This window comes from Mesorhizobium sp. B2-4-6 (genome assembly GCF_006442775.1).
GTDB lineage: Bacteria > Pseudomonadota > Alphaproteobacteria > Rhizobiales > Rhizobiaceae > Mesorhizobium.
In genome coordinates, this window is record NZ_VFVI01000007.1 from 265,419 (window position 1) to 277,910 (window position 12,492).

Here is a 12,492-nt window from a genome sequence, read left to right on the forward strand (position 1 = left end):
GAAGGCTCGCTCCAGCCATGTCAGAACGCCTTTGGACAGCTGAAGCCGGACAAGGCCGGCAGCAGCAGAGGATCGGCGCCCGAGCCGGTTTGGATCGTGTAGGCGACATCGCGTCCGCCGATCACGAAGCGGGCTTCCGTGTTGGCGCCGTCGCCGGTGATGGTCGCCTTGTCGAAAAGCCGCTTCAACGCCCACGGCCCTTCGAATTTGAGCGCGGATTCGCGACCGGGCATTTCCGGCACGAGGCTGAGGCTCGCCGATCCGGAAGCGGCGCCGCTCGGCCATGTCACGATGCTCGGCGCGTTGCCGGCCTGGGCGCTCCGGACCGTCTGCCCGTCGACATTGAGCACAGCGCTGTCGACTTCGCTGTTCACCGACGTGGGCGTGATAGTGATCGAGACCGAAGGCACCGAGCCGCCGGAAGGGAAGAAGGCGCTACGGATTTCCGCGGCCGATTGGAACGCTTTCAAGGTTGACTTGGCCAGGTCGCGGCTGGAACGGGCGTCCTGTTTCCAGGTCCATTCCTGGCCGGTCATGTCGATCAGCGGCGCAAGATTCTGCGCGAAGAAACGGTCCATCAGCCCGCCCGGCGCGAACAGCTTGGTGAAATCCGCCATCGAGATCTCGTCTGTGCCGTCGCGGGTGAAGGGATAGCGGCCATTGACCGCCTCCTCGCAGGCGCGCGTCACCGTCTGGTCGAGATCCTGGTTGAGGTTGGCGATGGAGGCCTCGGCGACATTGCCTTCGAACTCGTCCGCCGCCGCGTTGACCATGCGCGCCAGCGGTTTCGGCAGGCGCGAGACATTGGCGCGCAATGTCGAGATCTGCAGTTGCAGGTTGGCGTTGACGCGCTCGGTCTGTGTGGGGACATCGGCCGCGAGCTTCAGGCTCTGGAAGATGTCGTGGAAGTTCTGCGTCAGCGCATCGAGCGGCCGGCGTCCGGCGGCCCCGCCGACCAGCGCCTGGAACGAGCGGAACTGCGCCTCGACGCTCGCGCCGGCATTCTGCGCAACAGCCGAGCTAGCGCCCGCGCGGCTTTGCGACTTGCCGCCAGCGATCTGCAGGCCGATGCGGGCGAGGCCCTTGGCCATGCTGGCGGGGTCCTGCTGCGCCGCGCCGGTATCGCCCTCGGCGGCGCTGTCCTTCGTCAATGCGGTTTCATCGGCGATCGCGGTGAAGAGCTGGTCGAGAGGCGAGTCCGGCGCGGCGACGGCGGAGAGCGCCAGATATTGCGGCTTGTCCTTCAGCATCGCCTTGAGCTTCAGCTGGTCGAGCACGCCGTTCCAGGCGGCGGCGAATTCCTTGCCGTAGCGGTCGATGAGCTCGGGGCCGAGCTTGGGCAGGTCCTGGTCGATGCCGCCCTGTTCGCCGCCGCCGCCAAGCACCCATTGATCGTCCACGAGCATCTGCGCGATGCGCGACAGCTGCGGCAGGAAGAAGCGATTGAACCCGCCGCGCGTATAGAGGCCGGTGACCTGAAGATCGGCAAGCTCGCTGCCGTCCGTGCGCTCGAACAGCAACTGCGCTTCCGGACCGGCTCTCGCGGCGATGGAGAAGTCCTTGAGCCTTGCGGCGTAGACCGCCGACTTGATCTGCGCCCAGGCGCGGTCGGCGAGACTCATGCGCCCGAGCGAGCGCTGCGCGGCTTCCACCAGCGGCTGGTTGAGCTCGAAGACCGGATCATAGGCGTCGTCGAGCGCAAGCATGGCGCGCAGGTGCTTTTCGAGCTGCGCGCGGCCCTCGCGGTTGTTCTCGCCGGGGTAGCGGTTCTGTTCCCAATCCTGCTTCATCCACGAGACAACCAGTTCGTCGTCGACCTTCGGCGCCTTGCCGCCCAGCATCAGGTAGATCTTTAAAGGCTCATAGAGCGCGACGGGGTCGGCCATCCTGGCTTGGATCGTCCGCTCCGCCTGCACCAGCAGCCGCGAGCGGAAGGTTCGCTCCAGCGCTTGCCGGTAGGCAGTCTTGGAGGCCGACAACAGCCTCTCGCGCTGGCTGAGCCCGAACATCTCCTCGATCGGCTTTGCCTGGTCGCCGTTTTCGAAGCCGGCCGGCAGGTTGCGCAACTGGTCGAGCGGACCGATGACGTTTTCGAGGTCGACGTCGGTCACCGTCGTGCTCTTCAGCAGCGTATCGGCGCTGTCGCGATAATGCGCCATGGCCTGCCTTGTGGAGGCGATCAGCTGCTTGTTGGCGAAGAAGCTGAGGCCCAGCACGCCGAGCGCCGCCAAAGCCGCCAGCGCGATCGCGGCGAGGCCGCCGAACCTCGCGAGCCTGGCGCGCCGCTCGGAGGCCCTGTCGAACGAGACCCAGCCCGATTCGGGGAAGATCACTTTGGCCAGCAGATCATGCAGGAAGAAGCTCTTGCCGGCGCCGGAGAGATGCGCTTGCGAAGCACTGCCGAAACTGCGGCCGATCGCGCCCAGCACCTGGTCGAAAGGCGTCCCTTCCTGGGTGCCCGAGGAGAAATAGAGCCCGCGCAGGCTGACATTGACCTGGCTGCGCGAGGTGTCGAACAGGCTGCCGACGAACTGCGTTATCCGGGCCTTCAGCGCGCCGAACTGCGCCGGGAAGCCGAACAGCGTGATCCGCGCCACCGGGTCGGCCTCTTCCTGCAGGCGGTCGGCGACCTCTTCGGCGAGCCGCTTCGCCAGTTCGTCGAAGGCTGCGGGCGCCTCGCCGGCCATGTTCCTGGTGCGGTCGGCCGTCTGGAATGTCGCGCCCCACACCTTGCGCCTGCGCGCCTCGTCGAAATCGCCGAAATAATCCATGAAGCCGCAGATGAGATCGGCCTTGGTAAAGAGCAGATAGACCGGGAATTGGATCTTCAGCGTCTCGTGCAGTTCGCGCAGGCGGCTTCGGATCTCGGTGACATGCGCGTCGAGCTGCCGGTCGTCGAAGCCGATCAGGTCGGCAAGGCTGATGGCGAGGATCACGCCGTTGATCGGTTGCCTGGTGCGGTGTTTCTTGAGCAATCCCAGGAAGGCGAGCCAGCTTGCCTTGTCGCGCTCGCGGTCCGACTCCTGCGTCGTATAGCGGCCGGCCGTGTCGATCAGCACCGCCTCGTCGGTGAACCACCAGTCGCAGGACCGCGTGCCGCCGACGCCGGCCACCGGCTGCGCGCTGCCGGAACCGGCAAGCGGAAACTTCAGTCCGGAATTGACCAGCGCCGTCGTCTTGCCGGCGCCGGGCGGGCCGATGACGATGTACCAGGGAATGTCATAGAGGAAATTGCGCTTGCCGCTCGTCCGCTTCAGCGTCGCGATCGCTTCGCTCATGCGCGCTTCGAGCACCTGGGAATCGTCGTTGCGCTCGTCGCTGCGCACGATCGCCGTTTCGAGCGCCTTTTGCGCCTTGCGCCGCCGCCAGAAGCGGACCCCGTAGAACAGCGCGAGCGCCACGATGGTGATGCCGATGAGCGTGGCCCTGAGCCACGCGGGCGCAAGCGGGCGTATGTCGGCGAAGCGGATCAGCGGCCCGGCATACCAGACCGCCGCCGAGAAACCGGCAAGCGCAAGCAGGCTGAAGATCCGCAGCGTCCAGCGCATCAGTTACCGTTCTCCGCCGCGCCGGTCTGCAAGGTCTCCTGTTTCGGGATCATCATGGCGACGCGGCGGTTCTTGGCGCGGCCGTCCGCCGTGCCATTGTCGGCGATCGGCTCGTCCTCGCCCTTGCCGTCGGCACTGAGCCGCGACGGGTCTTTCAATTGCGTGGCCACCATCGCCTGGACGGCCTTCGCCCGGGCGACGGAAAGATCGAAATTCGATTTGAACGCGCTCGACTTCTTTGGCTTCACATTGTCGGTGTGGCCGACGATCTTGATCGGCCCGGGTTCGGCGTCGAGCGCCGTGGCGATGTCGGCCGCGATCGGCTGGAATTGCGGCTTCAGCTCCGCCTGGCCGGGCGCAAACAGAAGCTGGTTGTTGATCTCGACGACGATGAACTCGCCCTTCTCGCCGACGCTCAGTCCGCCGCCGGCGATCTCCTTGGAAAGCGCCGCGCGGATGCGGTCGAGCTGCGTCGTATCGGGAATTGCGGGCGGTGGGCTGGCCTGCGCCGGCTCAGTGGGCGCCGCCACGCTGGCGCGCTCTATGGTGACGGGCGTCGAGGGGTTGAGCGCCAGCAACTCGCCGGCGGTTGCATCGCCTTCATCGGTGATCAGCACCCGCAGTCCGAAGAAGGCCGCCGTCACCAGCGTCGCCGCGGCGGCCGCGAGCGCCCAGAGCGGCAGCCGCGCCCTTGGCTTCGGCAATGCCGCAGCCATGCCCTGCCAGCGGGGCGAGACGTCGTCGGCGGCGCGCGGCTTGAAGTAACGCAGCGTGTCGTAGACGTCGCGCCGGACACGCTCGAGCGTGTTTCGCTCGCCCGCAAGCCCGCGATACTGGCCCTCGAAGCCCAGCGAAAGGCATGCATGCATCAGTTCGAGCAGGTTGTAATGCGCTTCCGGCTTGGCGAGGACGTTGTTCAACGCTTCGTAGAAGCCGGCGCCCGTCGTCTGGGTCTGGAAGAACTGCGCCACAAGGCTGTGCTGAAGCCAGCTGTCCTTGCTCGGCCATGGCAGATTGCCGACAAGGTCGTCGGCGGTTCCACAAAGGGCGAATTTTGCGATTCGCGCGTCTTCCTCGGCTACGCCGGCTTTCGCGATTGCAAGCTCGAAGGTGTCGATCGCTTGGGCTATATGCTCCGCCAAGGGCGCCGCTTGCCGTTCGACCGGCATCAGCCGCAATTGGCCGAGAAGCATCAGCAGCGGCGCCGCGGCGGCAAGGATCGGATTAGCCGCGGCGTATCTCACGCCGCCGGCGGCGTCGAGCAGGGCATCCTGCTGCACCCCCGGCGCCGCATTGGCCTCTGCTCCCGGGGTAGGTCCCTGAAAGAGCACCGTTCCGGACGACCAGCCGGTGGGCATCTGCCGGCCGCCGCCGGGATCGAACACCGTCGATTCGCGGGAAGGCGACGGAGCGGGCCGAACGCCTTCCGGACCGGAACTCTCGGCAGCCGCGAGCGGTCGTTGCTTCGGCCGCGGCGCGCGGATGACGGTTTTGTCCAGCGGCCTGGAGGGATCATCCTTCGAGCTCATCGGCGACAACCGGCCGTCGAATTGCAGCGAGCAGGTCCTTGCCAGGCAAAGCGCGCTTCTGGCTGAGCGGGCCGCATGGAAAGGCTCATCTCGCCGAAACATGACATTGCTGCACACGCCCCAAGCCACGCCGCGTTGCCCGCCAGGCAAGCATCCCTGCCCATTCTAATCGCCCGCGCATTCAATTGAAACGGGGCCGCCGATTGAAATCGGAAAGCAAGATGATCGAAGAGGCGGCTTCTTCTATGAGAAGCGTCACATACAGCCGGCGCGGTCCGTGCCGATCCAGGCTATTTCTGCTTGTCGGCCTTGGCGTAGGCTTCGGCGAAATAGGCGAGGAAGACATCCAGCATGCCGTTCTCGTGCTTGTCTTCCATCGTCCGCCATGTCGCGACAAGCGCATCCCAGGCCTGGCTTTTCCTGGACGAGAAGGACGCCGGCGGAATTTTCCTGGCGATCGCCTCCGGCGACAGGTCGTCAAGTAACCGCGACAGCGCGGCCTGCATGGCGGCGTAGGTCGCGATTTCGTGCGCCTTCAGGTCGCGGAACGCGTCTTCGACACTATGCCTGGCGTCGAGATAGCCGGCCCTGCGCTTGGCGAACATGATCTCCAATATGTCGTCGGTGCCCGGCACGAACTTCAACGGGTTGTTGTCTTCGGCGCCTATCATCGTCCGGTTCGAGCTCTTGGCGAGTACCTTTGCCGCCGCGCGCGCCTTGAGCAGCAGGGACAGTTGCTCGACCGTGGTCCTCAGCACCGCGCCGATCTCGGCCGCGATGTCATGCGGATCACGCGCCTGCAGCAACTCCGGCGCGATGCCCGCCGCCTTGGCGATCTCCCGCAATATCGCGTCCGCCTCCGCGGGTCGGTTGGCCTGAACCGCCGGGCCGGGCTGCAGCGCCGAGGATGTCGAGACGGGCGCCGCCCCGGCCGGGCGCTGCTCCGCCGGATTGAAGAAAGGCTCATGGCCGAGATCCAGGGGGCGGCCGGTCGAGGATGGCAGCTCACGTTGCGTCGATCCGGTCCTTGTCTGAGGATGTCCGGTCGCGGCCCGTTCGTCTTCGATCGAAACACCGACGACATAACGGCCGATCAGCAGCCGGTCGCCCTGGGCCAGCCGGTGCGGCCCGCTCATGCGCTGGCTGGAACCGTTGACGAAAGTGCCGTTGCGCGACAGGTCGTAGAGCCAGAACGAACCCGCCTGGTAGCGGACCTCGCAATGCCGGCCCGAGATGAACTTATCCGGATCGGACAGCGTCCAGTCGCAATTCTCGCGGCCGATCTCGAAGCTGCGGTCGCGGGTGGCGTAGCTGGCGGCGGTGCCGGCCGGCAACCTGTCGACATTGCTGATCTGGAGACAGATGAACATCCGGAAGCGTCGCCGAACTTGGTCAACAAATGCTTATCTTTCGCGCAATTCCAGGCGGAAAGCCGCCAGGAGCCTTCCCGGAATTGCTCCGGCATTCTAGCAGCTTGCAAGCCGAGCGGGAGAGGAACGTTTCACACCGGCGCATGGCCAAGCTTTAGCCATCGCTGTTATTTGGCCTCCCCCAAACATGTGCTAGGCTTGCAGCCCTACGGTGCGGTGAATTCGAACGCTCCCGAACGTGATGCAGTTAATAGAGCGGGGGGTTCAAACCATCACACTGGCGGCCGCGTCGAGGAGGGGCACGACCCATGCCGAACGAACGTGCCACGGTTGTACAGACGCCGGCTGGCGCCGATCTGACCTTCACCCATCTCGTCGGCCGCGACGAGATCAGCCGTTGTTTCGCCTATACGGTCGGCTTCGTCTCGAAGAATCGTGACGTCGATCCGCTGAAGATGCTGGGCGGCGTCGTTTCGGTCGAGGGCGAATCCGATCCGAAGCGCTGGTTCAGCGGCCTCGTGTCGGATTTCAAGCTGACCCGCATCGAGGACCGGCTGGCCTTCTATGAGGCAACCGTCAGGCCTTGGCCCTGGTTCCTCGGCAACACCACCGACTGCCGTATCTTCCAGAACATGACGGCGGTGGAGATCGTCGAGAAGATATTCTCGAAATACGGCATCGCCAAATTCGAGAAGCGGCTGCAGGGCTCCTATCCCGCGCGCGAATATTGCGTTCAGTACGACGAGAGCGATCTCGATTTCGTGCAGCGGCTGCTCGAGCACGAAGGCATCTTCTATTTCTTCGAGCATGACGAGGGCAAGCACACGCTTATCCTCTGCGATGCGATGAGCAAGCTGAAGCCGGCGCCTGGTTACGAGAAGGTGCTCTACAATTTCGAGGGCCACGCCTCGCGGCGCGACGTCGAATACATCACGGAATGGATTCCTGGCAGCGCGGTGCGGCCGGGCGCCTACGCCCATACGGACTATGATTTCGAGAAGCCCGGCGCCGATCTGATGGCGAAATCCGCCCAGCCCTTCGCTCACAAGGAGGCCTCGGGCGAAAACTATCGTCAGCCCGGCGCGCATCTCGATGTCGGGCGGGGCGACAAGATCGCCGGAATCCGCCGCGAGGAACTTCAGGCAGTGCATCAGCACAGCACGGCGGTGGGTACCGTGCGCGGCCTTTTTTCCGGCTGCAAGTTCACGCTGGAGAGTTTTCCGCGCGACGACCAGAACCAGGACTATCTGGTGGTCAGCGCCGAATACCGGCTGTTCGACCCGGGCTACCGGACCCAGAACGAGGCTCACAACGAGAATTTCAAGGTGGTGCTCGGCGTGGCGCCGACCAAATTGCCCTACCGTCCGCCGCGCATCACGCCGCGGCCGATCATGCGCGGGCCGCAAACGGCGACCGTCGTTGGGCCTTCGGGCGAGGAAATCTTCACCGACAAATATGCGCGCGTGAAGGTGCAGTTCCACTGGGACCGGCTCGGCAAGAAGGACCAGAACTCCTCATGCTTCGTGCGCGTCTCGCAAACCTGGGCCGGCAGCGGTTGGGGCTTCATCCAGATCCCTCGCATCGGCCAGGAGGTCATCGTCGATTTCATCGAAGGCGATCCGGATCTGCCGATCATCACCGGCCGCGTCTACAACGCGTCGCAGATGCCGCCCTATGGCCTGCCGGGCAACGCCACTCAATCGGGCTGGAAGTCGAATTCCTCGAAAGGCGGCGGCGGTTACAACGAGCTGATGTTCGAGGACAAGGCGGGCTCCGAGCTGGTCAACTTCCAGGCGCAGAAGGACCATCATCTGCTGATCAAGCACGACCGCAACAAGACGGTCCAGCACGACCAGTCCGATCGCATCGACCACGACGCCAAGCATTCCGTCGGCCACAACCTCGACGAGGACGTCGGCAACAACAAGACCGTCAAGATCGGCGTCGACCAAACCACCAACATCGGCTCGAACGACACCGAGACGGTGGGCAAGAATCGCTCGCTGACCGTCCAGGCGAACGAGACCATCCATGTCGTCGCCAACTCGACGGAGAACATCGACGCCAACCATTCGCAGACGGTGGGCCTCAATCAGACGGTCACGGTGGGTATCGCGCGCGTCGACACGGTCGGGGCTGCGGAAGCGCGAACGGTCGGCGCCTCGCAGACGAATACGATTGGGGCGACGCGGTCGGTGAGTGTGGGGATCAGCCAAAGCCATAGCATTGGCGCCGGCGACTCGTGGACCATCGGCGCGGGGCAAGATATCAGCATCGGAGCCGGACAGACCATTGCGATCGCCGCGTCACAGGCGACCGATGTCGGCGCCTCTCGCTCCACCAACATCGCATCCAATGATGCCACCGACATTGGTGGCGGGCATATGCTCAAAATAGCCAAGGGCAGCAAGATCGACGTCGGCGAGAGCGGCGTTATCGAGGTCGGCAAGAATTTCACGCTCGACGCCAAGGAGAGCATCACCCTGAAAACGGGCAGCGCGCAGATCGTGATGAAAAAGGATGGGACGATCATCATCGAGGGCAAGGATATTACCGTCAAGGGCTCGGGCAAGATCAACATCAAGGCCTTGAGCGACGTGATCATCAAAGGCTCGACGATCAACGAGAATTGAGGGTGGCGATGAGCAAGGTCAGGGCCAAAATCGACGGCGTGGTGATCGGCGCGTTCCTGGGGTTCGGAGAGGAGTCCCCGCTGGTTGTTTTTCCCGGCAATCCGGAGAAGACGGCGTTGTCCGCTCGCAGCCTGTGCGAATTGTCTTCCGATATGATCGGCTGTGAGGTGGCCTTGCTGTTCCAGGAGGGTGACCCTCGCAGGCCTTTGATCGTCGGCCGGATCATCGAACCCAACCGCGCCAAGACGGCTCCGCAAGTTATCCGTGACGGGCAGCATGTGCGGATCACCGCCGAGGAACGCCTGGAACTGAGATGCGGCAAGGCGACTATCCTGATGGAGGCGGACGGCCGCATCACCATTCGTGGCGCTCACATCACCAGTCACGCCAGCGGCGCGCAGCGCATTCGCGGCGGCTCGATCAATCTCAACTGATGGTGTCGGCAGGCGAACAGCTCTTCGTCTCGGCGCGACGCGTCGCGGTGGAGGCTGTGCGCCAGCACGTCGAGCAGGCCGCGTTTCTATGGGCACAGCGGGACAGCTGGGGCCAGAAGGATCCGCCGGACGAGACGGTGATCGGCGAGATCGGTGAACGCATCGAGATCAATCTGGATGGTCTGCGGATCGCCGGCGCGGCCGCATGGCCGGCAGCCGAACGACAGCTCAAGGACTTTCCGGACAAAGGCGAGTTCTTCGTCATTGGCTGGATGGCGATCGAGCAGGGCGACCCTTCCCGCATGGAGGAGGGCGTGGCGGCGGCAAAAGACGTGGACGAGCGCCGCGGTCTGATCGGCGCCATGGGCTGGCACAAGCCGGCGAAAATAGCGCACCTCGTTCGCGATTGGCTGGTCGCGCCGGACGCATTCAAGCGCTATCTCGCGGTGGGCGCCTGCCTTGAGCACGGCGTCGACCCCAGTAAATTGCTCGATCGCTTAGTCAACGATCCCGATGCGACGACGCGTGCATTCGCCTTACGTCTGGCCGGCCGGCTGAAGCGAGCCGATCTCGCGCGGGAGATGGCGTCGGCACTGGAGTCCGGGCACGGAATCGTGCGGCTTTGGGCTGGATGGGCGCTGACGGAACTGGGCTCCGGCGATCTGGCGCGAGCCGAGTTGCGCAAGGCGGCTGTCGCCGGCGGACCCGACGCGCTGACTGCCTTGCGCGGCGCCATCAAGGCTGGTCCTGACAAGGACGTGCGTACCTGGATGGGCGGGTTGATGAAATCGGCCGCCACCGCACCGCTTGCCGTGCGGGGTATAGGTATGCTGGGTGATCGTGCGATCCTGCCGTGGCTGATCGAGCGAATGAAAGAACCCAATGTCGCCGTCGCGGCTTGCGCGGCATTTCTGGAGCTGTTTCCGGAAGCGCGCGCCGAGACGAAGATGTTCACCGTCGATCCGACGGATTTGGGACCGGCGTTTGCAGAGTTTTTCGACGATGAGTTGGTGGGCATCGCTGTTCCGGATCGGGTGGAATCCTGGCGGGCCCAAAACCGCGTGGCATGATCCTAGGGTAGAAGCGGATGGCCAAAGAAGTAGCGCTGACCGGGCTGATACTTTCCTCGTGGATTACCGTCGAAAAATTCCTCAAGAGTGGCTATGACGGCTAGACGGTCTGGGCGCCCTAATTCATCAAAGAACGAAGAACAATTCACGCCCGTATTCGCTTCAAATATAAGTCTGACACGATAAAACCGTTCGCTCTGCAAATTTCCATCTTCCGCCTGCGCCAACATCCGCGTTGCGAGTCTTACGACATCGAACGTCTCGCTTTCGAATATTTTGGTCCCTTGAACCGAACGAGAGAGCGCATCTCGCAGAGGCACAGCAAGATTCACGATACGCTGATGCTCGATTTCGGCGCCGCCGCCGCCGAAGATCTCCTTGTTTGCGGCTTCCAGCAAATAGGAAAGCTCACGCAGCGTCTGATCCCCATCCTCCTCGGGGTCTGTGCAGCGTCCGTATATCTTTAGCAGCGGGTCGACCGCACGCAGGTCGCAGGACAGCCCGAGCAATAGCGATATATTGTACCGAACCCACGGTGTATCGATGCGTTCCTGAAAGACACTCAGCGCTTTCTGCACATCTTCCCATCTGCCAGCAGACGCGATGATGTTGACGCCCGCCGACCAGATCAAGCTTTCAGTATTGCGCATGAGAATTGGAGCGACGTGGTGCGTCTTGGAGAAATCACCCTGTCGGCAGAGCAGATTTATGGCATAAATCCGCTGCCAGTCGGAACCCTGCACGATCGGCTTGGCGTCAGTCAGCTCGTTGTTTTTTTCAATGAAGAATCCGAGAGCCAACGGCCGGAACGGCTGATCGGAAGCGAAACTCTCTTGTGTCAAACGCCAATCCTCGCTCTCAGACCAGACTGTTGGTTCCGACCTCAAGATCGCTCTGCAGATCCTCGATCTCTTGGCATTCGGGGCCACCCATCATGTTTGCCGGGACCACATTGTTCGGGTCGTTGCATCCGCCAGCCTGTTTCGGTGTAATATGATTTCGCGACGTGCCGGCCACTGCCGGAGTTCCGGTTTTCGCTGACCAAACTGCATCGATGCGCATCTTCTTGGCATGCCCAAAATCCTTTGCGCACAGCCCTGATGTCGTCAGAACATCGCCAGGATTGTCCGGGTCTGGATGTCGTTTACCTGGCGGTATCTCGAAATGGATGGCGCAACCACTCGTCTCACTGGGATGGACGTTGTTGCAGCCAGCCCCTCCGGCGCGACTGTTCGCGCGTGCCGCGCTTTTCGCCATCACGAAATCCTTGAATTTCGCCTCCATGTTGGTCTTGTTTGCGCCTGCCGGCAGCCGATCGACGCGTGATTGCCAGAATTCCGTCGATGTGACTGCCTTGTAAGGCTTCTTGGGCGTTTCAGTGCTGTCCGGATCGCGCTGCCACTCATGCAACGCATCGCCGCAGCAAGGGCAAACACCGACGTCAATGGCATATTGCGAATCGGCGAGGTTCTGCATTTCCAACGACACAAGCGGTGCGGTCGTGGTCGCCGCCGAAGCATGATTGCTGGTCGTGATATCGAAATGCCGGCAGACATTCTTGTCTTCGAACTTGACGTCCATGCACCAGGCTTGGAAGTACGTTTTGCCGGTGATCTGATGCGTGACGACGTTGGCGCCAAAGGTACGAGTAGCAGCCTCGTCGCCGAGCACGGATTCCTGGTAGTAGGATTTTTGCGCCAGGGCGGCGCCTTCGCCGCCGATCTTCACGGTGCTGGAGCCAGACTTCAAATTGTTGGAAAACGAGGTATCCGGGTAAGGGATCGGAATCGGGCCAGCCGGCGGCGAAGGTGGCGACATGCACACGTCGGGAAACCGGGCAATAGACTTGTTCATGCCGTTCTCGGCGGCGATCTCCCACATTCCGGCGAAGACGTTCTTGGTCATCTC

8 protein-coding genes are annotated in these 12,492 nt (G+C 63.2%); 3 read left to right on the forward strand and 5 right to left on the reverse strand.

Annotated elements, in window-relative coordinates:
* Positions 1–20: 20 nt before the first annotated feature.
* The 3 genes from tssM to tagH form a co-directional block, all read right to left on the reverse strand.
* A complete protein-coding gene (gene tssM / locus FJ957_RS19435; protein ID WP_181180619.1) occupies positions 21–3,548 on the reverse strand; it encodes a type VI secretion system membrane subunit TssM in 3,528 nt (1,175 codons plus the stop codon).
* A complete protein-coding gene (tssL, locus tag FJ957_RS19440) occupies positions 3,548–5,077 on the reverse strand; it encodes a type VI secretion system protein TssL, long form (protein WP_140834141.1) in 1,530 nt (509 codons plus the stop codon). Before tssL ends, tssM begins: the two co-directional genes overlap by 1 nt.
* A gap of 290 nt (positions 5,078–5,367) precedes the next feature.
* On the reverse strand, positions 5,368–6,447 hold the full coding sequence (gene tagH / locus FJ957_RS19445) for a type VI secretion system-associated FHA domain protein TagH (RefSeq protein WP_140834143.1): 1,080 nt from the start codon (positions 6,445–6,447) through the stop codon (positions 5,368–5,370).
* A gap of 308 nt (positions 6,448–6,755) precedes the next feature.
* Between tagH and tssI the strand changes: the two genes are divergently transcribed.
* Genes tssI through FJ957_RS19460 form a run of 3 tightly spaced genes read left to right on the forward strand, consistent with a single transcriptional unit; the run spans position 6,756 to position 10,584 of the window.
* The gene (tssI, locus tag FJ957_RS19450; RefSeq protein WP_140834145.1) at positions 6,756–9,080 is read left to right on the forward strand and encodes a type VI secretion system tip protein TssI/VgrG; all 2,325 of its coding nucleotides are present in this window, start codon (positions 6,756–6,758) and stop codon (positions 9,078–9,080) included.
* Between the two features lie 8 nt (positions 9,081–9,088).
* Positions 9,089–9,514 carry a DUF6484 domain-containing protein gene (locus FJ957_RS19455; protein ID WP_140834147.1) on the forward strand — a complete coding sequence of 142 codons (426 nt, stop codon included), beginning with the start codon at positions 9,089–9,091 and terminating at the stop codon, positions 9,512–9,514.
* The gene (locus FJ957_RS19460) at positions 9,514–10,584 is read left to right on the forward strand and encodes a HEAT repeat domain-containing protein (RefSeq protein ID WP_181180620.1); all 1,071 of its coding nucleotides are present in this window, start codon (positions 9,514–9,516) and stop codon (positions 10,582–10,584) included. The genes FJ957_RS19455 and FJ957_RS19460 overlap by 1 nt, the downstream gene beginning before the upstream one ends.
* Before the next feature lie 2 nt (positions 10,585–10,586).
* On the opposite strand, the gene FJ957_RS19465 is transcribed toward FJ957_RS19460, so the two are convergent.
* Together FJ957_RS19465 and FJ957_RS19470 are read right to left on the reverse strand one after the other, a co-directional pair.
* The gene (locus tag FJ957_RS19465) at positions 10,587–11,426 is read right to left on the reverse strand and encodes a hypothetical protein (RefSeq protein ID WP_140834152.1); all 840 of its coding nucleotides are present in this window, start codon (positions 11,424–11,426) and stop codon (positions 10,587–10,589) included.
* Positions 11,427–11,442: 16 nt separating this feature from the next.
* On the reverse strand, positions 11,443–12,489 hold the full coding sequence (locus FJ957_RS19470; RefSeq protein ID WP_181180621.1) for a PAAR-like domain-containing protein: 1,047 nt from the start codon (positions 12,487–12,489) through the stop codon (positions 11,443–11,445).
* Positions 12,490–12,492 lie beyond the last annotated feature (3 nt).

What these genes read in the sequence shown, in the direction of transcription:
- tssM (WP_181180619.1), bottom strand. Translation starts at nt 3,548, where the DNA reads ATGCGCTGGACGCTGCGGATCTTCAGCCTGCTTGCGCTTGCCGGTTTC.
- tssL (WP_140834141.1), bottom strand. Translation starts at nt 5,077, where the DNA reads ATGAGCTCGAAGGATGATCCCTCCAGGCCGCTGGACAAAACCGTCATC.
- tagH (WP_140834143.1), bottom strand. Translation starts at nt 6,447, where the DNA reads ATGTTCATCTGTCTCCAGATCAGCAATGTCGACAGGTTGCCGGCCGGC.
- tssI (WP_140834145.1), top strand. Translation starts at nt 6,756, where the DNA reads ATGCCGAACGAACGTGCCACGGTTGTACAGACGCCGGCTGGCGCCGAT.
- FJ957_RS19455 (WP_140834147.1), top strand. Translation starts at nt 9,089, where the DNA reads ATGAGCAAGGTCAGGGCCAAAATCGACGGCGTGGTGATCGGCGCGTTC.
- FJ957_RS19460 (WP_181180620.1), top strand. Translation starts at nt 9,514, where the DNA reads ATGGTGTCGGCAGGCGAACAGCTCTTCGTCTCGGCGCGACGCGTCGCG.
- FJ957_RS19470 (WP_181180621.1), bottom strand. Translation starts at nt 12,489, where the DNA reads ATGACCAAGAACGTCTTCGCCGGAATGTGGGAGATCGCCGCCGAGAAC.